This is a genomic window from Micromonospora sp. NBC_01740 (assembly GCF_035920365.1).
GTDB lineage: Bacteria > Actinomycetota > Actinomycetes > Mycobacteriales > Micromonosporaceae > Micromonospora > Micromonospora reichwaldensis.
The window spans coordinates 280,969-302,836 of sequence record NZ_CP109150.1; the positions used below are offsets into that span (position 1 = coordinate 280,969).

At 73.8% G+C, this 21,868-nt stretch carries 18 protein-coding genes and 1 tRNA gene; 8 read left to right on the plus strand and 11 right to left on the minus strand.

Going from position 1 to position 21,868, the window contains the following annotated elements; genetic code table 11:
- Nucleotides 1-12: 12 nt before the first annotated feature.
- Together lysA and argS are read right to left on the minus strand one after the other, a co-directional pair.
- Entirely contained in the window at nt 13-1,425 is a 1,413-nt protein-coding gene (gene lysA / locus OG989_RS01185) for a diaminopimelate decarboxylase (RefSeq protein ID WP_327029451.1), read from the minus strand.
- 63 nt (nt 1,426-1,488) lie between these two features.
- Nucleotides 1,489-3,153, minus strand: coding sequence for an arginine--tRNA ligase (gene argS / locus OG989_RS01190; protein ID WP_327029452.1), 1,665 nt, complete (start codon nt 3,151-3,153; stop codon nt 1,489-1,491).
- A gap of 100 nt (nt 3,154-3,253) precedes the next feature.
- Between argS and OG989_RS01195 the strand changes: the two genes are divergently transcribed.
- The 4 genes from OG989_RS01195 (at nt 3,254) to OG989_RS01210 (ending at nt 6,065) form a co-directional block, all read left to right on the plus strand.
- The gene (locus OG989_RS01195; protein ID WP_151452902.1) at nt 3,254-4,120 is read left to right on the plus strand and encodes a DUF3105 domain-containing protein; all 867 of its coding nucleotides are present in this window, start codon (nt 3,254-3,256) and stop codon (nt 4,118-4,120) included.
- 8 nt (nt 4,121-4,128) lie between these two features.
- Nucleotides 4,129-4,791 carry a DUF305 domain-containing protein gene (locus OG989_RS01200; RefSeq protein ID WP_327029453.1) on the plus strand — a complete coding sequence of 221 codons (663 nt, stop codon included), beginning with the start codon at nt 4,129-4,131 and terminating at the stop codon, nt 4,789-4,791.
- Nucleotides 4,792-5,017: 226 nt separating this feature from the next.
- Complete coding sequence (locus tag OG989_RS01205; RefSeq protein ID WP_327031089.1) at nt 5,018-5,710, plus strand: winged helix-turn-helix domain-containing protein; 693 nt, start codon at nt 5,018-5,020, stop codon at nt 5,708-5,710.
- Nucleotides 5,711-5,990: 280 nt separating this feature from the next.
- A tRNA-Arg gene (locus OG989_RS01210) sits at nt 5,991-6,065 on the plus strand.
- Nucleotides 6,066-6,365: 300 nt separating this feature from the next.
- On the opposite strand, the gene OG989_RS01215 is transcribed toward OG989_RS01210, so the two are convergent.
- From OG989_RS01215 to OG989_RS01230, 4 genes are all read right to left on the minus strand, one after another.
- Nucleotides 6,366-8,597 (minus strand): outer membrane protein assembly factor BamB family protein, encoded by a 2,232-nt coding sequence (locus tag OG989_RS01215; RefSeq protein ID WP_327029454.1) that lies wholly within the window; start codon nt 8,595-8,597, stop codon nt 6,366-6,368.
- 151 nt (nt 8,598-8,748) lie between these two features.
- The gene (locus tag OG989_RS01220) at nt 8,749-9,300 is read right to left on the minus strand and encodes a DUF1772 domain-containing protein (RefSeq protein WP_327029455.1); all 552 of its coding nucleotides are present in this window, start codon (nt 9,298-9,300) and stop codon (nt 8,749-8,751) included.
- A gap of 392 nt (nt 9,301-9,692) precedes the next feature.
- Nucleotides 9,693-10,652: a non-homologous end-joining DNA ligase gene (gene ligD, locus OG989_RS01225; protein WP_327029456.1), complete on the minus strand. Its 960-nt coding sequence runs from the start codon at nt 10,650-10,652 to the stop codon at nt 9,693-9,695.
- A 31-nt stretch (nt 10,653-10,683) separates the two neighbouring features.
- The gene (locus tag OG989_RS01230) at nt 10,684-11,481 is read right to left on the minus strand and encodes an isocitrate lyase/PEP mutase family protein (protein WP_327029457.1); all 798 of its coding nucleotides are present in this window, start codon (nt 11,479-11,481) and stop codon (nt 10,684-10,686) included.
- Nucleotides 11,482-11,636: 155 nt separating this feature from the next.
- On the opposite strand from OG989_RS01230, the gene OG989_RS01235 reads away from it, so the two are divergent.
- The 3 genes from OG989_RS01235 (at nt 11,637) to OG989_RS01245 (ending at nt 14,976) form a co-directional block, all read left to right on the plus strand.
- Nucleotides 11,637-12,089, plus strand: a complete 453-nt coding sequence (locus tag OG989_RS01235) for a winged helix-turn-helix transcriptional regulator (RefSeq protein ID WP_442791902.1) — start codon at nt 11,637-11,639, stop codon at nt 12,087-12,089.
- 98 nt (nt 12,090-12,187) lie between these two features.
- Nucleotides 12,188-12,733, plus strand: coding sequence for a TetR/AcrR family transcriptional regulator (locus OG989_RS01240; RefSeq protein WP_151452909.1), 546 nt, complete (start codon nt 12,188-12,190; stop codon nt 12,731-12,733).
- A gap of 38 nt (nt 12,734-12,771) precedes the next feature.
- On the plus strand, nt 12,772-14,976 hold the full coding sequence (locus tag OG989_RS01245; protein WP_327029458.1) for an MMPL family transporter: 2,205 nt from the start codon (nt 12,772-12,774) through the stop codon (nt 14,974-14,976).
- A gap of 109 nt (nt 14,977-15,085) precedes the next feature.
- On the opposite strand, the gene OG989_RS01250 is transcribed toward OG989_RS01245, so the two are convergent.
- Complete coding sequence (locus OG989_RS01250) at nt 15,086-16,342, minus strand: erythromycin esterase family protein (protein ID WP_327029459.1); 1,257 nt, start codon at nt 16,340-16,342, stop codon at nt 15,086-15,088.
- A 90-nt stretch (nt 16,343-16,432) separates the two neighbouring features.
- Between OG989_RS01250 and OG989_RS01255 the strand changes: the two genes are divergently transcribed.
- A complete protein-coding gene (locus OG989_RS01255; RefSeq protein WP_132231166.1) occupies nt 16,433-16,624 on the plus strand; it encodes a DUF2795 domain-containing protein in 192 nt (63 codons plus the stop codon).
- A gap of 4 nt (nt 16,625-16,628) precedes the next feature.
- Here the strand turns inward: OG989_RS01255 and erm are convergent, their stop codons facing one another.
- The 4 genes from erm to OG989_RS01275 all read right to left on the minus strand — a co-directional run bounded on the left by erm (nt 16,629) and on the right by OG989_RS01275 (nt 21,720).
- Complete coding sequence (gene erm / locus OG989_RS01260; RefSeq protein WP_327029460.1) at nt 16,629-17,426, minus strand: ErmE/ErmH/ErmO/ErmR family 23S rRNA (adenine(2058)-N(6))-methyltransferase; 798 nt, start codon at nt 17,424-17,426, stop codon at nt 16,629-16,631.
- A 446-nt stretch (nt 17,427-17,872) separates the two neighbouring features.
- A complete protein-coding gene (locus OG989_RS01265) occupies nt 17,873-18,778 on the minus strand; it encodes a Gfo/Idh/MocA family protein (protein WP_327029461.1) in 906 nt (301 codons plus the stop codon).
- 215 nt (nt 18,779-18,993) lie between these two features.
- Nucleotides 18,994-20,220, minus strand: a complete 1,227-nt coding sequence (locus OG989_RS01270) for a glycosyltransferase (protein ID WP_327029462.1) — start codon at nt 20,218-20,220, stop codon at nt 18,994-18,996.
- A gap of 90 nt (nt 20,221-20,310) precedes the next feature.
- A complete protein-coding gene (locus tag OG989_RS01275) occupies nt 20,311-21,720 on the minus strand; it encodes a glycosyltransferase family 2 protein (RefSeq protein WP_327029463.1) in 1,410 nt (469 codons plus the stop codon).
- Nucleotides 21,721-21,868 lie beyond the last annotated feature (148 nt).

A 21,868-nucleotide genomic window follows, 5' to 3' on the forward strand; every position in this document is an offset into this window, starting at 1 on the left:
CGGCGGAGGATGTCAACCCACGTCCAATGCCAGCAGGTCCTCTTCGGTCTCCCGCCGGACGATCAGGCGCGCCTGGCCGTCGCGCACCGCGACCACCGGGGGGCGGGGCACGTGGTTGTAGTTGCTGGCCATGCTCCGGCAGTAGGCACCGGTGCCCGGCACCGCGACAAGATCTCCGGGCTGCACGTCGGCGGGCAGGAATTCATCCTTCACCACGATGTCCCCGGACTCACAATGCTTTCCCACCACGCGGGCGAGCATCGGCTCGGCGGTCGACGCCCGGGACGCCAGCGTCGCGGAGTAGGACGCGTCGTAGAGCGCGGTGCGGATGTTGTCGCTCATCCCGCCGTCGACGCTCACGTAGGCACGACGCCCGTCCGCTGCGTCACCACCAGTGCCTACCGGCACGGACTTGACCGTGCCGACCTCGTAGAGGGTGAACACGGCCGGCCCGACGATCGCCCGACCCGGCTCGATCGACAGGTGCGGGACCGCCAGCCGCTCGGCGGCGCACTCGGCCTCGACGATCCGGCGCAGCCGCTTCGCGAGGTCCTGCGGGGCGGCCGGGTCGTCCTGCGTCGTGTACGCGATGCCGAAGCCACCGCCGAGGTCCAGCTCGGGCAGCTCCACCCCGCGCGCGTCGCGGATCTGCGCCTGGAGGCCGAGCACCCGGCGGGCGGAGACCTCGAAGCCGCTGGCGTCGAAGATCTGCGAGCCGATGTGCGAGTGCAGGCCGCGCAGCTCCAGCACGCCCTCGTCGAGCACCCGGAAGGCCGCCTCGGCCGCCGCCCCGCCCGCGAGGGAGAAGCCGAACTTCTGGTCCTCGTGCGCGGTGGCGATGAACTCGTGGGTGTGCGCCTCGACGCCGACCGTGACCCGGATCATCACCCGGGGGCGGACGCCCCGCTCACGGGCGAGCGCGGTGAGGCGGCCGATCTCGTCGAACGAGTCGAGGATGATCCGGCCGACCCCGGCGTCGAGCGCCCGGCTCAGCTCGGTCACCGACTTGTTGTTGCCGTGGAAGCCGATCCACTCGGGCGGCATCCCGGCCGACAGCGCGGTGGCCAGCTCGCCCCCGGTGCACACGTCGAGGTGCAGGCCCTCCTCGGCGATCATCCGGACCACGGCCCGGCAGAGGAAGGCCTTGCCGGCGTAGTAGACGTCGACGCCGTCGAAGGCGGTGCGGAAGTCCCGGGCCCGGGACCGCAGGTCGTCCTCGTCGAGGACGTACACCGGGGTGCCGAACTCGGCCGCGAGGTCGCGGACGCCGAGGCCGGCCACGGCGAGCACGCCGTCGCCGTCGCGGGTGACGTTGCGCGGCCACAGCTGCGGCACCAGGGCGTTGACGTCGACCGGGGTACGCAGCCAGGACGGCCCCCGGCTGCCGATGTCACCGTGCAGCGCACCGGCCTCGTGAGCACGCATCTCAGCTGTCTCCGCTTCGCGACTGCGGGGCTCGCAAGCTCACTCCTCGCGCTCGCACGGCGCTCACATCCTTTCCGGGGCCGAGACGCCCAGCAGGCGCAGGCCGTTGGCGATCACGGTGCGGGTGGCGTCGTTCAGCCAGAGCCGGGCCCGGTGCAGGTCGGTGGTCTCCTCGTCGCCGCGCGGCAGGATCCGGCACTCGTCGTAGAACCGGTGGTAGGCCCCGGCCAGCTCCTCCAGGTAGCGGGCCACCCGGTGCGGGCCGCGCAGCTCGGCCGCCGCAGCGACCACGGCGGGGAACTCGGCGAGCGCCTTGAGCAGCTCGTTCTCCTTCTCGTGGCCGAGCAGATCGGGGCGGAACGCCTCGGCGTCGCCCCGGGTCAGCCCCACCTCGGCGGCGTTGCGGCCCACGCTGGCCGTCCGGGCCGCCACGTACTGCACGTAGTAGACCGGGTTGTCGCGGGTGGCCCGGGTCCACAGCTCGACGTCGATGTCGATCGGGGAGTCGCTGGAGTAGCGGGCGAGCGCGTAGCGGGAGGCGTCCACGCCGATCGCGTCGACCAGGTCCTCCAGGGTCACCACCGTGCCGGCCCGCTTGCTCATCCGGACCGGGGCGCCGTCGCGGACCAGGTTGACCAACTGGCCGATCAGGATCTCCAGGCTGCGCTCCGGGTCGTCGCCGAAGCAGGCGGCCATCGCCTTCATCCGGCCGATGTAGCCGTGGTGGTCGGCGCCCAGCATGATCACGACGCGGTCGAAGCCGCGCTCCCGCTTGTCGAGGTAGTAGGCGCAGTCGGCGGCGAAGTAGGTCCACTCGCCGTTGGACTTGCGCAGCACCCGGTCCTTGTCGTCGCCGAAGTCGGTGGTGCGCAGCCAGGTCGCGCCGTCCGACTCGTAGAGGTGGCCCTGGTCACGCAGCCGCTGGAGGGCCAGGTCCAGCTCGCCCCGGTCGTGCAGGTCCTTCTCGTTGAAGTAGGTGTCGAACTCCACCCCGAAGCCGCGCAGCGAGGACTTGATCTCGGCGAACATGAGCTGCACGCCCTCGACCCGGAAGACCTCATGGGCGGCGGCGTCGTCCAGCTCCAGCACGTCGGGTCGGGCACCCCGGACGGCGTCGGCGATCTCGCTGATGTACGCACCGGCGTACCCGTCCTCGGGGGCCGGCTCGCCCTTCGCGGCGGCGAGCAGCGACCGGGCGAACCGGTCGATCTGGGAGCCCGCGTCGTTGAAGTAGTATTCCGTCCCGACCTCGGCGCCGGTGGCGCGCAGGAGCCGGCTCAACGCGTCGCCGACGGCCGCCCAGCGGACGCCGCCGATGTGCACCGGGCCGGTCGGGTTCGCCGAGACGAACTCCAGGTTCATCCGCTGCCCGGCGAGCCGGTCGCTGCGCCCGTACGCCTCGCCCGCCTCGACGATCGTGCGGGCGAGCTGGCCGGCGGCGGCCGCGTCGAGCCGGATGTTGAGGAAGCCCGGGCCGGCGATCTCCACCGACTTGACCCCCGGGGCCCGGCCGAGCTGCTCGGCGAGGGCCGTGGCCAGCTCGCGCGGCGGGACGCCCACCTTCTTGCTGAGCTGGAGGGCCAGCGTGGAGGCGTAGTCGCCGTGCTCGGGGCTGCGAGGTCGCTCGACCGCCGTCCGCTCCGGCAGGGCGGAGCGGTCCAGGCCACGCTCGGTGAAGACGGCGTGGGCTGCGGATAGGACGACCTCGGCGAGTTCTGCGGGAGTCACTGATCCATGTTATCGGGGGTAGACTCGGCACCCGCGGCGGCGACCCAGTGTGTGAGACCGGCCCGCCGGATCCCCTGACCGACCGACCTGACGAGGCACGATGAGCATCAGCACACCGGGTGGCGGCCCCGAGCGGCGCCCGAACGTGGTCAGCACCGGCAAGAAGCCGGCAGCGGGCCGGCCGGCAGCAGGCGCCAAGACCGGGTCCGGCGGCGCCAAGCCCGGTTCCACCGGCGCGAAGACCGGTTCCACCGGCGCCAAGGCCGGGTCCGGCAAGCCGACGGGCACCCGCCCCGGCGCCGGGGGCAAGGGCCGCAAGCCCATCACCCCGGTGAAGGTGAGCCAGGGCCGCTCATGGGGGCCGATCGCGCTCTTCGTCGCCGTGGGTGTGCTGGCCGTGGCGATCATCGGCTACGGCGCCTGGGCGACGTTCCAGGGCGCCAAGCCCTGGGAGGACCGGGCGGACGCGATCGACGGCATCGTCAACTTCCGCGAGAAGGACAAGGACCTCGTGTCCGGCGGCAACCACAAGACGGGGCCCCTCACCTACACGGTGCTCCCGCCGGTGGCCGGCCCCCACAACGCGGCCTGGCAGAACTGCATGGGCGACGTCTACCCCGCCCAGATCGCCAACGAGCACGCGGTGCACAGCCTGGAGCACGGCACGGTCTGGATCACCTACCGTCCGGACCTGGCCGCCGACCAGGTGACGAAGCTCGCCGACAAGGTGCGGGGCAAGGAGAAGCTGATGCTCAGCCCGTTCGAGGGGCTGGACAAGCCGATCTCGCTCCAGGCGTGGGGCTACCAGCTCAAGGTCGACAACGCCGACGATGGCCGCATCGACGAGTTCATCAAGACGCTGCGGGTCAACGCCTCGATCGAGGGGCCGACCGCGCTGTGCAGCCAGGGCATCACCGCCACCGGCACCACGCCGCGCGACGACGCCCAGCAGATGCCGCAGGGCTGAGGAGAGCGATGAGCATCCCGACCATGACCGCGACCAGCGAGCCGGCCAGCCCGGCTCCGGAGGAACGGCGGTCGCCGGCCCGCTGGGGCACGGCCGCGCTGGCCCTGGCCGTCGTGGTCGGGCTGCTCCTCGGGTACGCCGGTGGCATGCTGACCCCCCGGCTCACCCGGCCGGGCGACGCCTCGCCGGAGGCGGGCTTCGCCCGGGACATGCTGACCCACCACGCGCAGGCGGTGGAGATGGGCCTGGTCGCCTTCGACAAGGGCAGCGACCCGGAGGTCCGCAGCATCGGCGGCGACATCGCCACCTCCCAGCAGGGCGAGATCGGCACGATGCACACGTGGCTGCGCTCGTGGGGGCTCGACCCGGCGGGCAGCGAGCCGCCGATGTCGTGGATGTCCGACGGCGCCGGCCTGGTCAGGAACGGCCTCATGCCGGGCATGGCCACCCCCGAGGAGATGGCGAAGCTGCACGCGGCCGAGGGCCGGGAGCTGGACGTCCTCTTCCTGCAACTGATGATCAAGCATCACCTGGGCGGCATCCACATGATCGACGGCATCCTCGACGTCAGCGACGAGCCCGACGTCGTCAGGACCGCGCAGACCATGAAGAACACCCAGCGCAACGACCTCACCAATCTCCAGAACGCGCTGAAGCGGCTGGGCGGCTGACCCGCCGCCGCACCGTCGCCCGTCGAGAGGTCCGCGTCGCCGCCGTTTCACCCGGCCGACGCGGACCTCTCGCCATCCCGGCCCCCCTCAGGGAGCCGGCCACCCCGCGCCTCTGTCCGCTTTGAGTGGTAAGCGGCGTCATGCACGATCTACCCCATTGCGACACTAAGAGAGTTTTCTCCACACATATCGTGACCAGTTGCGATTCGGGCTCGTTGCGCAGGACGTGGGGGTTGCACTGAGAGACGCACGGCGTTCGGTAACCAGCTGGTGCCGGCGCCACACCATCGGCGGTGACGGGGCGGTGGCAGCCGTCCGTCGCGGACAGCGGCAGGGCGAGCCGGGAACGCTCAGCCGCGAACAGGAGCTCGAACTGATCGACGTCCTGCGGGGCGTCCATCCCGACGAGCTGGGCCTGGACGAGGAGCTGTGGACGCGGCAGAGCCTGCACACCCTCATCCAGCACCGCTTCGAGCCGTCCATGGACGCCGGGGCGGTGGGCGCGTACCTGCGGGCCTGGGGGCTGGGCCCCCGGGAGCCCCGGGAACGGGCCTGCGGCCTCTGCGTCGGCGCGGTGGAACGCTGGGTGCGCAGCGAGTACCCGGCCATCACCCGGGCGGCTCAGGAGCACCTCGCCGAGGTCTACTGGATCGGCCGCGTACGCCTGCGGGGCACGATGCCCGCGGCGGACGTCATCTCCGCCGTCTCCTCCCGCGGCCGGGTGCGCTTCATGATCACCACCCCGTCGGTCGACCCGCCGCTCCCGCGCGACTTCGTGCTGCGGCTCAGCGGCGAGGAGCAGCGGACCGTGCACCTGATCGTCGACGGCTCCTGGCCCCGCAACGAGTGGCCCCGGCGCCTGCCCCGCCGCATCGTGCTGCACCCGCTGCCGAGCTGCGGCCGCGCCGTCGCCGCCTGACCACCCGCGCCCGTCCCCGCACCAGCCGGCCGCATCCGCGAGCGGCATCGGCGAGTGGAACGTCAGGGGTGTATCCGGTGCCCGGAGACACCCGTGAGGTTCCACTCGTGCCGGCCGGAGGGCTTTACGGCAGCGGGGTCCGGCGCAGGTGGAACAGGGCGGCACCCGTCACCGGTCCTCAGGCGAACGACACCAGCAGGGCAGGGCGACACCGAGGGCACGCGCCGGATACCGATTCGGCGTTCCGGGGGGACGTTTGCTAGTCTTCTCCAGTCGCTGAGCCCCCGTAGCTCAGGGGATAGAGCACCGCCCTCCGGAGGCGGGGGCGCAGGTTCGAATCCTGCCGGGGGCACCACACCACACCAGTCAACACCTCGCTCATCCGAGGTTGACCGTTCCCTCCGTCGATCTTCGAACGACGACGAGCACGCAAACGCCCGACGACAGGTGTCGTCGGGCGTCTCCGTGTCCAGGGCTGCGGCGAGGCCGTTCCCCGCAGCGATGCACTGCTGCGGCCCGGGGGCGGTGTCACCCGGGCCGCCCTCGCGCCCACATCCGCCGTCCGCGCGGACACCCAACTGGAAGCCGGGCACGGACCGGGTGCGGGCGGGCGGCACCGCGTCGAACAGGCGGCGGTGCCGCACCGCCACGGGGGTCAGTCGGCGGCGAGGCCGTGCAGGAAACCGTCCTGGTCGCCGACCAGCAGCAGGTCGCCGATGACGACCGGCGGGCTGTAGCAGTAGGCGCTGGTCGTCAGTTGCAACCGGGAGCGGACGGCCCCGGTGGCCACGTCGAGCCCGACCAGCAGTCCCGTGGTGGTCGGGGTCCACGCGACGCCGTCGTGGATCGCCGCGCCGGTGCTGACCGGGCGGGCGCCCAGCCCGGCTGTCCAGCGGGCCTGGCCGGTGGCCGGGTCCACCCGGGAGGCGGTACGACCGCCGTCGTCGAACATCAGCACGTCGCCGCCGTCCAGCACGAGCTTCGGGGCGTAGACGTAGGAGCCAGCCACCGACCAGCGGGGTTCTCCGGTCGCGGGGTCCAGCGCGAACGCGCTGGCCACGGTGGACACCAGGACCAGCCCGTTGGGCAGCACCTCCAGGTTGTCCGCCCAGGGGCCGTAGATGAGGCGGCTGTAGGCGGTGGTGCGGGTGGTGGTGGAGAACGACCAGAGCACGGCACCGGTGCGGGCGTCGTGGGCGTAGACGTTGCCGTCGCCGGCGCCGGCGTAGACCCGGGTGCCGTCGCTCGCGGCGCGCCCGGCGAACATGCCCTTCCCGGCCACCCGCCACACCGGGTCGCCCGTGCGCGCGTCGACGGCCTGCCGGGTCTCGCCGGCGGAGATCACCACGACGGTACGGCCGTCGACCGTGGTGACCAGCGGGCTGCCGAGCACCGGGGCACCGGCGTCGTGGGTGAACCGGCGCCGGCCGGTGGCCGCGTCGAGGGCGTGGAGGCGGTGGTCGTCGGAGGGGACGTAGACGGTCCCGCCGTCGGGGGCGAACGCCGGCCGGCCGTGCACCGCGCCGATCCGCGTCTGCCAGCGCCGGGACAGTCCCCGGCGGGTGGGCCGGGCGCCGACGACGTTCCCGCCGGTGGTCGCCGCGATCAGCAGGCCGTCCCGGGCCGCCAGGCCGGCCTGCACCGGCGCGCCGAGCTGCTCGCTCCAGCGCAGCCGCCGGGCGGTGTCGGGAAGGGCGAAGGTGCGGGTCTGCTCGTGCCAGGCGCCGTCGGCGTCGGTGACCCGTACGGTCATCCGGTGCTCGCCGGGCGGGAGCGACGTGAGGTCCAGCCCGCCGGTGTAGCGGCGGCCGGCCCCGTCGGGGGCCAGGTTGCGCCACTGGCCGTCGTCCTTGAGCCCGTAGGTGTGCTGCGGATAGAGCTGGGCCTTCACGTTGGCGGTGCGGGCGTGCGGGGCGAGCCGCACGGACACCGCCAGCGCGGCGCCCGCCGGGTCGAGCGAGATCGCCTGGGGTCGCTGCGCGGCGGCGGTACGCGGGCCGGCGATCGGGATGTCCAGCACCGCCCGGGACTCGGCGCTGCCGTCGGCAGCCCGCTGCACGGCCGTGACCTTCAGCACCTCGCCGTCGGGCCCGTCGGTGCGCTGCACCCAGTAGTAGATCGCCGAGCCGCGGGTGTCGTCGACCGCCAACTGGGTCACCCCGTTGAAGCGCTGCACCTGCTCGGCGTGCACGTGCCCGGCGAACATGGCCCGTACGTCGTAGCGGTCGAGCAGCCGCAGCAGCCGCTCCTGGTCGGAGACGTAGTAGTTGTCGCCGCCGAACGGGAAGTGGCAGAGCATGACGATCGGCACGCCGCGCGGCACCCGGTCCAGGTCGCGGGTCAGCCACCGGATGCCGGACTCGCCGAACCCGCCCGGCTCCTGGAGCAGGTGGCTCGGGTCCAGCGCGACGAAGTGCAGGCCGTCGTGGTCGAACGAGTACCGGCTCGGCCCGAACAACGACCCGTACCGTTCACCGGCCGTGCTGTCCCAGCGCCAGTCGTGGTTGCCCGGCACGTGCCGGATCCGGGGTCGCAGCGCCGCCGGGATGGTGTCGAGGTAGGTGTCGTACTCGGCCACGGAGCCGTGCTCGACGATGTCCCCGACGTGGCACACGACCTCCGGGTTCCGGGCGGCGATCTGCTCGTACGTCCAGCGCACGCCCTCGGTCCGCTCGGGCAGGTCCACGTCGATCTGCGTGTCGCCCAGCAGCGCGAACCCCGGCGACCAGGGCCCGCCGGGGCGGGGTGCGGGCCGGCCGGCGGTCGCGGGCGCGGCGCCGACCGTCGCGCCGGTCGCCGCTGCGGTGACCGCGCCGACGCCCAGGCCGAGCAGACGGCGGCGGTCCATCGGGAGACGGGCGGGTTCGTTGGCGGTCGGCGATGGCATGGGTGCGGTCCTTCCGACGGGCGCGGGAAATGCCGGGAAGTGTGGCATGGGCCACGACCGCCGAACCAGCGATCTCCTGCACATCTCGCCGAGATCCGCAGGAGATCGTCAACATCGCCGGAGAAATGTTCGTTTCCTTGCAGGATCAGGGTCACGCCGCCTGGTCGGCCGGGTCCGTGGCGCGCCGTCCCGCCTGGTCGGCCGGGTCCGCGCCGGGCCGCCCTGCCCAACGCAGCAGCGCGACGAACGCCAGCGCGGCGGTCACCGCCCCGCCCACCAGGCGCACCCGGTGCCCGGCGACGAACTCGGCCGCGACCTGACGCAGGTACTCCGGTGAGTGTGTGCCGACCGGGTCGACGAACATGATCTCGTTGCGCGGCCAGAAGAAGAACACGGAGAACAGGAACTCGCAGGCGACGAAGACCACGGCCGCGCCGGCGATCCACCAGCGCAGCCGGCGGTCGCGCCAGGTCAGCACCGCCGCGGCGAGGCAGGCGAGCACGACGGTCGCGCCGAGCGGCGGAAAGTAGTCACTCGGGCCGCCCGCCACCAGGAACTCGCGGGCCCGGTCCAGCGACGCCGGCGGGTCCCCGAAGATGTTCGGGTAGAGCATCACGGTCTCGGCGGCGACGCCGCCGAACGACATCATCGCCGTCCACACCAGAACGACGAGCACCGTCCAGGTGAGCCTGTCGCGGGTCATGTCTCCTCCTGCCGATCCGTCGACGCCGTCCCGGCGCCGTCGGCCGGGTCGTCCCGGCGCCGTCCGCTGGGTCGTCGTCGACGCTAGGTCGGCCGCCACGGCCCGTCTGCCGCCCGACGGCGTGAAGGCGGGGTCGCCTGTGGACGTACGGCGGCGCAGGCCGGTCGCCCGTCCGCGCGGCCGGGCGTCGCCTCCCGACGTAGCCCGGGGCGGGCGACGGGCGACGGACGACGGAACGAGCGACGGCGGCGGGCAACGGGCGACAGGCGACGGGGCCGAGCGACGGCGGCGGTGCCGGGCACTGGCAGGGCCGCCGGTGGCCGACACCAGCAGCGCCGACGGTGGCGGACGCCGGCAGGGCCGCCGGTGACGGGCGGGGCTGTCCGCGTACGTCAGCCGGCGGCGCGGCGGGCGCGGGCCCGGCGCTTGCCCTCGTGCATGGCCTGCACCCGGGCGACCGGGATGGTGTGCCCCTCCGCGACCAGGTCCGCCGGGAGCTGCTGCGGCGCGGGCAGCCGCTCGGCCCAGGGGTCGCGTCCGGCGATCAGCGCCGGGGCCGTGCGGATGGTGAAGTCGGCCGGGGTCACGTCGCCCAGGTCGGACCAGTCGACCGGGAAGGAGACCGGCACGCCCGGCCGCAGCCGGGGGCTGTAGGCGGCCACCACTGTCGCCCCGCCGGCCCGGGTCGAGTCGACGAACACCTTGCCGCCCCGGTCCTCGCGGATGAAGGCGGTGGTGGCCAGCGCCGGGTCGAGCCGTTCGGCGCGGGCCGCCACCGCCCGGGTCGCGGCGGCCATGTCCTCCACCGTGGCGCCCTCCGCGACCGGTACGAAGACGTGCACGCCCTTGGCCCCGCTGGTCTTGACCGCGCCGGCGAGCCCCGCGTCGGCGAGCGCCTGCCGGACCAGCCGTGCCGCGGCGACCGCCAGCGCGAAGGAGTCCCCCTCCGGCGGATCGAGGTCCAGCACCAGGTGGGTGGGGCGGTGCAGGTCGTCGACCGTGGCCAGGGTGGGGTGGTACTCCACCGCGCGCTGGTTGGCGAACCAGAGCAGGGTGCGCCGGTCGTCGCAGAGCGCGTACGAGATCTCGCGGTGCGACGCCTCGGCCCAGACCGGCGTGCGGGCCACCCAGTCCGGCGTGTACTTCGGCAGGTTCTTCTGCATGAACGGCGGCTGCCCCGGCCGGACCCGGATCACCGACAGCGGCCGGCCGCGCAGTTGCGGCAGGATCCGCTCGTGCACCGCGTCGAGGTAGTCGACCAGGTCCCGCTTGGTCGCGTCGGCGCCGTCGAACAACGGCTGGTCGAGGTTGGTCAGCGACACCCCGTCCCGGGTCTCGTCAGCGCCACTCATCCGACCACCTTCGCGGCCCGGGGGCCGACGGTCAACCGGACGCGGCGGGGCGAACCGCCGCGAACGGATCGCCGCCGGCCCGGACGACGTCGAGCATCCGCTGCGTGTGCCCGCGGGCGGCGGCGTACAGGCCACCGCCGTAGCTGACCCGGGCCACGCCGAGCGCGGCCAGCTCCGGCACCGTGGGGGCGCCGGGGCGGGCGAGCGCGTTCACCGCCCCGGGCACGGCGGCCACCAGCTCGGACAGGATCGCCGGGTCGGCGAGCAGGATCGGGTAGACGCAGTCCGCGCCGGCGGCGAGGTAGCGGGTGGCCCGGCTGACCGCCTCCGGGAGCAGGGCGGCGGGGTCGCCGCCGCCGGCGAGGAAGACGTCGATGCGGGCGTTGAGCACCACCGGCACCCCGGCCGCGTCGGCCGCCGCCCGGACCTCGGCGAGCAGGTCGGCCTGCGCCCCGGCGTCGACCGACCGGCCGGTACGCGGGTCGGAGTCCTCCAGGTTGAGCCCGACCGCACCGGCGTCGAGCAGGCGCCCCACCAGCTCGACGGGGCGCAGCCCGTACCCCCGCTCCAGGTCGGCGGTGACGGGGACGGCGACGGCGCGGGCGAGGCGGGCCACGGCGGCGAACATCTCCCCCGGCGGGGTGGCCTCGCCGTCGGCGTGGCCGAGCGCCTCGGCGACGGCGCTGCTGCTGGTGGCCACGGCCGGGAAGCCGGCGGCGGCGATCTGGCGGGCAGAGCTGGCGTCCCAGGCGTTGGGCAGGATCAGCGGGTCACCGGGCCGGTGCAGCGTGCGCAGCGCCGCCGCCCGGGCGGCGAGATCGTCGGTCATACGCCGATTCTCGGCGGACCGGCGCCCGGGACGCAGCCCCGATTCCGTGTCGATGGACCTTGCCGCTTCCGCCGCCGGCGGCGCACGGGCGACGCGGTTTGTCGTCGGGGAACACCCTCTGTGACCATAAGGGCGGAGCGTGAGGAGGCATGGGCGTGTCGCAGGGGAACAGCGATGTCACCGCCGGGCGGGCGTCCGAGGCGTGCGGGGCGGTCGACGGGTCCTTCGCCCCCGGCCAGGCCACGGCGTGCACGGTCCGCGAGGTGCTCGACCGGGTGGGCGGCAAGTGGAGCATCGGCATCCTCGTGGCCGCCGCCCAGGGCCCGGTGCGCTTCACGGAGCTGGAACGCCGCGTGGAGGGGATCAGCCGGCGGATGCTCACCCTCACCCTGCGCAACCTCGAGCGCGACGGGCTGCTGCACCGGAAGGTCCATCCGACCGTCCCGCCGAAGGTGGAGTACACCGCCACCCCGATCGCGCTTGAACTCCACGAGTCGCTGGTGGCCCTGACCCACTGGGCGGAACGGCACCGCAGCGCGATCGCCGACGCCCGGGCCAGGTACGACCGGGCGCACGGCGGGGACCTCCCGCCCGTTCCGGAGGGGTAAACCTCGGCCGCGTGTGGGGAACGCCACGCCCTCCATCTGACCGATCGGTCAGGGTCTGACCGATCGGTCAGGCATGCTGGTCGGGGAGGTGGGCCGGCATGGCGCGGATGGTTCCGGAGACGCACGACGAGATCCTTTCGGCGGCGGCCCGACGCTTCGCGACGACCGGCTACCGGGGCACCTCGTTGCAGGACATCGCCCGCGAGGTGGGCTGCTCCAAGGCGGCGGTGCTCTACCACTTCGCCAACAAGGAGGCCATCCTCACCGAGCTGATGGCCCCGGCGATCGACGTCCTCCAGGCGCTCGACGAGCGGATCCGCGCACATCGCGGCGCGGACGCCCAACGGGTCGCCGCCGAGGGCTTCGTCGACCTCGCGGTCCGTTTCCGCCGCGAGATCGCCCTGCTCCGGGGCGAGTTCCCGGAGCTGCTCAAGCAGCCCGCCTTCGCGCACATCCAGCGGATGTCCGAGCGCCTGGTCGACGCGCTCGCCGGGCACCCGGAACGCCCGTCCGCCCGGATCGTGGCGCTGGTGCTGCTCGCCGGCATCTCCGAGACCTGCGGGGAGTTCGCCGACGTACCCGACGAGGAACTGCGCGCCGCCCTGCTGGCGCTCGCCCGGCGGGCACTGGAGCCCGTCGACTGATCCGTACCAAACCATCCACGACCGAGGACAAGGAACTCATGGCCACCCTGCTCTACCGGCTCGGCCGGGGCTCGATGCGCCGGCGGCGACTCGTCGCGGCGATCTGGCTCGTCGTACTCGTCGGTCTCGGCCTCGCCGCCGCGACCCTGCGCGGCCCGATAGCCGACAACTTCACCATGCCCGGCACCGAGTCGCAGCGCGCCCTGGACCTGCTCGCCGAGCAGTTCCCGGCGGCGAGCGGCGCGACCGGCACGATCGCGGTCAGGGCGCCGGCCGACGGCGCGCTCGCCAGCCCGCAGGGGCAGGCCGTGGTGAAGGAACTCACCCAGGAGGCCGCCACGCTGCCCGGCGTCGTCGGCGCCGTCGATCCGTTCCAGGTGGGGGCGGTCTCCCCCGACGGCCGGTACGCGCTGGTCCAGGTCCAGTTCGCCACCGGCGCCGACGAGGTGACCGACGCCCAGCGCGACGCGTACGAGAAGGTCGGCGAGCGGGCCGAGGCCCAGGGCTGGGAGGTCGCACCCGGCGGCGAGGTGCTCAGCAGCGTGCCGGAGGTCGGCTCGACCGAGGTCATCGGCGTGGCGGTCGCCGCGATCGTCCTGGTGGTCACCTTCGGTTCGCTGGTGGCGGCCGGGATGACGATGCTCAACGCGCTGATCGGCGTGGGCGTCGGCATGGCGGGTCTGTTCGCGATCAGCAGCGTGGTCGACCTGAGCAGCACCGCGCCGATCCTCGCCCTGATGCTCGGCCTCGCGGTCGGCATCGACTACTCGCTCTTCATCACCTCCCGCTACCGGCAGAACCTGATGGAGGGGCTGCCACCGGACGAGGCGGTGGGCCGCGCGGTCGGCACCGCCGGCTCGGCCGTGGTCTTCGCCGGCGCCACCGTCGTCATCGCGCTGGCCGGGCTGGCCGTGGTGAACATCCCGTTCCTGACGGTGATGGGTCTGGCCGCCGCCGGCACGGTCACCGTCGCGGTGCTGGTCGCGATCACTCTCCAGCCGGCCCTGCTCGGCTTCGCCGGTCGCCGGGTGCTGCCCCGCAAGCTGCGCTCGACGGTGCCGGCCGGGGACCGGGCGGCCGACGCCGCCGACGCGGGTACCCCGCCCGCCGAGGACCGGTCGGGCTTCGGGTTCCGCTGGGCGCGCCTCGTCACCCGGTTCCGGGTTCCGGTCATCCTGGTCGGGCTGATCGGGCTGGGGCTGCTCGCCCTGCCCGCGCCCGACATGCGGCTGGCGCTGCCCGATGCGGGCACCGCGCCGGTCGGCTCGGCCGCCCGGGAGTCGAACGACGTGATCACCGAGGGCTTCGGGCCCGGCTTCACCGGCCGGCTCGCGGTGGTGGTCGCCGGTGACACCCCGCAGGCGACCTCGGCCGCCATTCCGCAGGTCACCGCGCTGATCCAGCGCACCGAGAACGTCCTCGCGGTGGCCCCGCCGCAGCTCAGCCCGGACGGCCGCACCGCGCTGCTCGGGGTGGTGCCGAAGACCGGCCCGACCGACGAGGCCACCGAGACCCTGGTCAACGACGTCCGTGCGGAGGTGGGCGGGTTCCCCGACGTCGACGTGCTGCTGACCGGGGCGACCGCGATCGGCATCGACGTCTCCGAGAAGCTCTCCGACGCCCTGCCGGTGTACCTGCTGCTGGTGGTGGGCCTGTCGGTGCTGCTGCTGATGCTGGTCTTCCGCTCGCTGCTGGTGCCGGTGAAGGCCGCGCTGGGCTTCCTGCTCACCGTCGCCGCCACCTTCGGCATCACCGTGGCGGTGTTCCAGCAGGGCCACCTCGCCGACCTGGTCGGTTTGGACACGCCCGGCCCGCTGGTCAGCTTCCTGCCGATCCTGCTGATCGGCATCCTGTTCGGCCTGGCGATGGACTACGAGGTCTTCCTGGTCTCCCGGATGCGGGAGGACTTCGTGCACGGCGACACCGCCCAGCAGGCGACCATCAACGGGATGGGGCACGGCGCCCGGGTGGTGACCGCCGCCGCGCTGATCATGATCTCGGTGTTCGGCGGCTTCGTCTTCCTCGACGACCCGGTCATCAAGTCGATGGGCTTCGCGCTCGCCATCGGCGTCGCCATCGACGCGTTCGTGGTCCGGATGACCATCGTGCCGGCCGTGATGTCGCTGCTCGGCAAGCGGGCCTGGTGGCTCCCCCGTTGGCTGGACAAGATCCTGCCCAACGTCGACATCGAGGGCGAGGGCCTCCGCGCCCACCTGGACGAAAAGTCCCCCGCCCACCCCTGACCCACCAACGCCTGGTCGATCATGCAGTCGTGGTGCCCCGCACAACCGGCGAACCCGGCTGGAACGGGCACCACGACTGCATGATCGCCGGGACCTGGGTGGGCCCGGGTCAGACGCCGGCCGGATAGGTCTCCATCTCGCCCGGGCTGGTCAGGGCCGGGAGGGGGTGCAGGGCCGTGGTCTCGTCGCACCAGATCAAGGCGTCGTAGCGCTCCCCCAGCCGGGTCGGCACGTAGTTGCCCCACGACTCGAAGGACGGGTCGTAGACCACCCCGATCGCCCGGTGGTCGGCGGTTCCGGTGACCCAACCGGGCTGGTCGTCGCCGCCGAAGACCAGCACGGCCCGCTCGGGCATCAGCTCGTGCAGCCGGTGCTCGACCGAGCCGGGACGGGCCGGCGGCACCACCATCGCCTCGGCCGGTGAACCCCAGCGGGGCGCGGCGATCACCGTGCCCCGGTAGCCGCCGAAGCCGACCAGGACCACCTCGTCGGCGCCGTGCCGTTCGCGGGCCAACTGGCCGATGTTGACCATCCCGTCGGCGGCCATGTCGGTGGCCCGGGCGTCGCCGACGTGCGTGTTGTGCGCCCAGACGACGCCCCGCGCGCCCGGGCCGTAACGCTCCAGCAGCCGGTCCAGGGTGTCCGTCATGTGCGTGTCCCGGATGTTCCACGACTCCGGCCCGCCGCCCACCATCGCCCGGTAGTAGCGCTCCGCGCCGGCCACCACCTCCGCGTTCTGCCAGGCCGAGAAGCTGTCCGGGCCGTCCGCGGCGGCCTGTTCGCGGGTACGCGCCAGCAGGCGCACGACCTCCTCCTCGCAGCGGGCGGAGACGAACCGGCTCGCCATGCCGTACTCCTCGACCCGCTTGCCGTACGGCTCGAAGCAGCGGTACGCGTCCTGCGCCGCCTCCAGCGATCCCGGGTCCTCCTCGCCGAGGTAGTCGAAGATCGCCTGCATGGACTCCCACAGGCTGTAGACGTCCAGGCCGTGGAAGCCGGCCCGGGCGTCCTGGGGCCGCTCCACGTTCCACGCCCGCAACCAGGAGCAGAAGCGGGCCACCTCGGCGTTCGCCCACATCCAGGTCGGCCAGCGCTCGAAGCGCTCCAGCGCGACGCGCGGGTCGGCGGCCCCGCCCGGGGCGGCGGTCACCGAGCGGTGCACCCGGTCGCAGTCGGGCCAGTCCCCCTCCACGGCCACGAAGGAGAACCCGCACTCGGCGATCAGCCGGCGGGTGAGCTGTTCGCGCAGGCGGTAGTAGTCGTAGTTGCCGTGCGTCGCCTCGCCGATCATCACGATCCGGGCGTCCCGGACGCGCTCCAGCAACGGGTCGAAGTCGCTCGGCGCGCCGAGCCGCTGAACCAGCATGTCGGCGGCTACCCGGCGCGCCACCGGGGCAAACCGCCGGACGTCGATCGGCGGGCGTGTGCCGGCGGGCTGAGCGGGTAGGCCGCCGGCATGACCGTCACCGGCGTGCAGTTGCAGGAGTACCTGGCCGGGCTCGACTACCCGGTCTCCCGGGAGGACCTCGTCCGCTGGGGCCAGGAGAACGGGGTCAGCACGGCGATGCTCCAGACGCTCCGGGCCCTGCCGGCGGAGGAGTTCGACTCCCCCGCCGAGCTGAGCGAGGCCCTCAACACGCTGGCCTGAGTCGTCAGCGGGCGTGCAGCAGCCGGAACAGCACCAGCCACTGCTCGGGCCAGACGTGCCCGACCGGGGTGGCCGGGTCGAGCCGGATCGCCCGCAGCGCCGCCGCCAGCCGCGCCCGCGGGTGGTGCCGGGCCAACGAGGCCGCGCGCGAGCCGCCGACCCCGTCGAAGCCGATCTCCACCATCCGGCGGTACGCGGGCAGCGCCGACGCGGCCAGCAGCGGCTCCGGCCGCCGCTCGACGCGCAGGATGCCGGCGTCCACCCCCGGCACCGGGCGGAACGCGGTGCGGGGCACCCGCCCGGCGAGCCGCCAGCCGAACTCCGGCCAGGTCAGCACGGTCAGCCTGGACCACCGGCCGTAGTCGCCGCTGCGCCGGCGGGCGTACTCCACCTGGGTGAGCAGGGTGGCCGCGCGCAGGTTGGGCGCGGCCAGGCACCAGCGCACCACGGCCGAGGTCAGCGACCAGGGAATGTTGCCGACCACGTCGAACTCCTCCGGCGGTGGGGTGACGGTGAGGAAGTCGACCTGCCGGTGCGTCACGTTCGGCAGAGCCGCGCAGACCCTCGCCAGCTCGGCGCCGGCGGCCGGGTCCACCTCGTACGCCGTCAGGTGCCGGCAGCGGGCCGCGAGCGGCCGGGTGAGCTGGCCCCGGCCCGCGCCCACCTCGAGCAGGAGCCGGTCGGGCCGGGGGCGGGCGGCGTGCACCATCCGGGCGATCGCGGCCGGGTCGGCGAGGAAGTTCTGGGAGAGTACGCGACGGGACCGGTCGCGTTCGGTTGCTCGGGTACGGCGGGGCGCCACGGGTCGTCGTCCTGTCTGTCGCCGTGCGGCGACGGAACGGACAGGCAGCCGCGAACGGGGCCTGTCCGAGGGTTCGGGGACTCGGACGGCCCTGGGCGTGACGCGGAACGCGGGATCGGCGGCGCACGGCGAAGCGCCACGTCGGAGCGGACGACCGGGGTGGTGCCGACGGGCGGCACTCAGCCCCGGGACGGCACCCGGATGCGTGGCGGGGACGGCGTCTCGCCCGGGGATGCCCAGGCGGTGGCGCCGCGGGTGCGGGGCGGGGTCAGTCGCGGGTCGCGCCGGCCAGGACCGGACGCCGGACTCGCAGACGGGCCGCCGGAAGCGACCCGAGGACGGCCGGCGTGCCGGCCCTCTCGATCAGAGCGTGTGCGGACATCCGGCGACCCTAGCCGCTCCCGTCCCCGGGAGGCGACCGCTTTTCCGCCTCCGCGATGCGGTCCTCAGCTCGGCAGGTCGACGGTGCGGCCCTCGGCGCGGGCGGTCTCGGCGGCGGCGAGCACGGCCACGACCTCGCGGCCGAAGCGCACGTCGCAGCGGTGGTCCCGGGTGCCCGAGCCGATCTCCTCCAGCAGCTGGTCGATCGCCACCCCGAGGGCGGTCGCCGAGTCGCCCTCGCCGGCCGGAACGGTCTCCACGCCGTTCTCGCCGTAGAAGACGAACTCCTGGCTCACCGCCTCCTGCGGGGCGTCCAGGGTCAGCGACACCGTGCTGGTCGCGCCCCCGTCGTGGGTGAGGAGCAGGTGGACGAGCCCACGCGGCCCGTCCATCGCGGCGACGCGGGTGACCCGGCCGAGCACCGGCAGGACGAGCGACAGCGCGTGCGGGCCGATGTCCCACAGCGCGCCGTGCTCCCGGCGCCATGGCGAGGCCCCGTAGGGGCTGCCGGGCTGGAAGATGGAGCCGAACCGGATCGCCTTGGCGGTGTGCCACCCGCCGACGGCGGCCGTCGAGGCGAGGAAGGCGGCGATGTTCGTCCGGTAGCGGCCGGTGAAGAAGACCACCGAGGCGACGCCCGCCGCCTGTGCGGCGTCGACCACCCGGTCGGCGTCGGCGACGCTCAACGCGAGCGGCTTGTCCAGCAGCAGGTGCCGGCCGGCGGTGGCCGCGCGGACCGCGATGCCGGCCTGGACGTCCGGCGGGAGGGCCACGGCGACCGCGTCGCAGGCGTCGATGAGCGCGTCGACGTCGTCGAACGCCGGCACTCCGTAGCGCTCGGCCAGGGCCGCGGCCTTGCGCGGGTCCCGGCCCCACACGCCGGCGAAGGCGACCCCCGGGTGCGCGTGCAGCGCCGCGGCGTGCGTCTCGGCCGCCCAGTGACCGGTGCCGAACAACCCGAACCGCACCACGAGCTACCTCCACCGTCGTCGCGTCACACCACGGTACCCGCGGCCGTGCGCCCCGCCGGACCCTGTGCCGGGTGTCGTCGGCGCGCCCGCGCTCGGGGATCGGTGGTCAGGGTGGCGGCTGGTTCGGCCGCCACCCTGACCACTCCCCGATGCCGCCCGGACGGCAGTGCCCACCCCGCCGGCGGTCGTCGCGGCTGACCCGCCGGTGACCGGGCTCAGCTCCGCAGGGCGGTGGTCAACCGCTCCGCGGCGAGCTGGGCTCCGTCGGTGCTGATGGTGGCGGCGAAAGCCCGGGCGCGGGCGGCCACCTCGGGCCGCAGTGCGGCGCTGAGAGCCGCGGTCAGCGACTCGACGGTCGGTACCGCGCCGGAGTGCCCGCCGCCGATGCCGAGCGCGGACACGCGGCGCGCGAAGTAGTGCTGGTCGTAGACCTGCGGGATGACGACCTGCGGCGTCCCGGCCCGCGCGGCCGTGGTCGTGGTGCCCGAGCCGCCGTGGTGGACCACCGCGGCCACCCGCTTGAACAGCTCCTGCTGGTTCACCTCGCCGACGACCAGGCAGTCGGGCGCCCGGACGGCCAGCGAGAGCGGCGCCCAGCCCCGGGAGACGACCAGGCGGCAGCCGACCGCGCGCACCGCCTGGACGGCCGTCTCCAGCAGGCCCGGGGGTGCGGCGACACTGCCGAATCCGACGTAGACACACGGCTCGTCGCTGGCGTCCAGGAAGGCCGTCAACTCGGGCGGCAGCGCCCGCTCGTCCGGCAGGAGCCAGGCGCCCGGTTGGTAGACGGTCCGGTCGGCGGCGTCCGGCCAGGGCGCCAGCGTCCGGTCGACCGCCAGCCACGGCTGGTCGGTGTGGATGTGGGCGCTGACGTCGTCGACCGGAACCAGTCCGATCGTCGCCCGGAGCGCGTTGAGCGGCGCGCCGAAGGTGTCGTTGACGTGCCGCTGGTTGGCGGCCCACAGTTCGCGGTTGTCGGCCGACGCGGGCGCGGGCACCACCCCGAGGGCTGGCAGCGGTAGCGGAGGGTGGTGCGGCGAGGGAAGTGCCGCCGGGCAGAACGCCGTGAAGACGTACGGTATGCCCCGCTTCTCCGCCACGGTGCGGGCGGCGATCTGGAGGCCGGTCGACGCGACGACGGCGTCGCAGTCCCGGGCCGCCGCCGACAACACCTCGAACTGGATGCCGACGGAGGACTCCGCCAGTTGACGCACCTGCGCCGGCGACGGGCGGGGTACGGCGGCCCGCGGCCTGGGCGCCGCCGACCTGCGCCAGGGCGGACCGACGGGCACGAAGGGAATCCTGAAGGTGGCCACCCACCGGGCGAAGTCCGGTGGGGCGCAGAGGCGAACCTGCAGACCGAGAGCTTTCAACCGTGATGCCAGCGCCACCAGTGGTTGGACGTCGCCGCGTGACCCGAGGGTCGACAACAGTACGCGCATGATGCTCGCCTTTCCGGCTGTAGCGACGGATCCGGGCACGGTGCAGCGAGCCGGGACCCGCACGTCGGGCCCGGCCGCACCGTCGATCTGCTACCTCGCCGGGGGACGCCCCGGCGCCAGTGCCGTGGGTCGTGTCCTGGCGGGAACCTGGCCGGGCACCCGGCGCGCGGCGCCGGTCACGGGCTGGCGGGCCCGCAGCGTCAGCACGTCACCGAGCCCCTCGACCGCGCGCAGTTCGGCCACGTACTCGGCGGCCTGCGCCTGGCGCAGGTAGTCCAGCGTCTGCGGGTCGGCGGCGCACATCCCCGGCGTCGCGGCGGCGGTGGCGACCAGGTGGACCTCGCCGGCCAGCTGCACCGAGGCGGAGATGAACTGGCAGAGTTCCGGCCACAGCAGGTACCGCCAGAAGTCGACGCTGACCACCGCGTCCATGCTGCCCGCCGGCATGGGTGGGGCCACGCCGAGCAGGTGGAAGTTGGCCGGCCCGACGGGAGCGGAGTAGTCGTAGGTCAGCGCCGAGGCGGGCAGCCTCGCCTCGGCGCGGCCGGTGCCGATCCAGAGCGCCTTGGGTCCCCGCAACTTGCCGGCGAGGCGCGCGACGGCGGGCCCGATGGCGCAGGCCGAGCGCTCGACGCACTCGTCGACGAGCGACCGGTAGTACAGGATCCGCCGGATCGCCTCGTACCCCATGACCGCGGTGAGGAACTCCCACTCGAGGCAGGGGTACAACCTGGCCGCCTGCTGGAAGTTGGCCTTCATCTCCATCCAGTTGCGGGTGATGTTCTTGTGGTGCGGCAGGTGGACGACCCGGGCATCGTCGTCGTAGCCGAAGTTGACGCCGTCCGGCAGGCTCCGGTCCACGCGGTAGAACAGCTCGACGTCCTCCACGCCGTAGCTGAGACCGAACGCCTCGCGGTAGCCACCGACCTTCGTGAACAGCGAGGTGGAGAGCGAGATGTTGTGCGTGTAGGCGATCACCCAGCCGGCCCGCAGCCAGTCGCCGCCATCGTCCGGGAGTCCCGTCGCGAACCGCAGGTCGCCACCGTGCGGGAAGGCACGCGCGATCGTGTCCGACTCGCCGGCCAGCACGGCCGGGAGGTCCGCGAGGCCGATCTCGTCCCGCCGGCCGATCAGCACCGCCGCATTGCCGGGCGTGCCGTGCCACGCCAGGTGCCTCTCCAACAGGTCGGGCACCGCCCACGAGTCGGCGTCGAGGAAGACGAGCAGGGGTGCGGTGGCAGACCGCGCACCCTCGTTGCGGGCGGTGGAGCGGCCCTTGCGCCGAGGGAGTTCCACCACGCGCAGGCGGAGGCCGGCACCTTCGGCGAGGGCCTCGGCGTACCCGTCGGAGGATCCACCGTCCCGGACCACGATCACTTCGAAGCGCTCCGGCGGCAGCGTCTGCCGGGTCAGCGCCCGCAGGGTCAGCGCGAGGCACTGCGGATCCTGGTAGGTCGGCATCACCACGCTCAGCGCCGGGGGGATGGTGGGCAGCGACATGGCGATCCTCTCCGTCAGACGAACGTGCCGTCGGAGTGTGGCGACGTGGCCCGAGAATAACGGTCCGCGACGTTCCGCTTACCCGTGAGTAGGGGTCAATAGGGGTACCCCACTGTCCTCTGACGACATTCGTCGCCGCCTCGGCGGA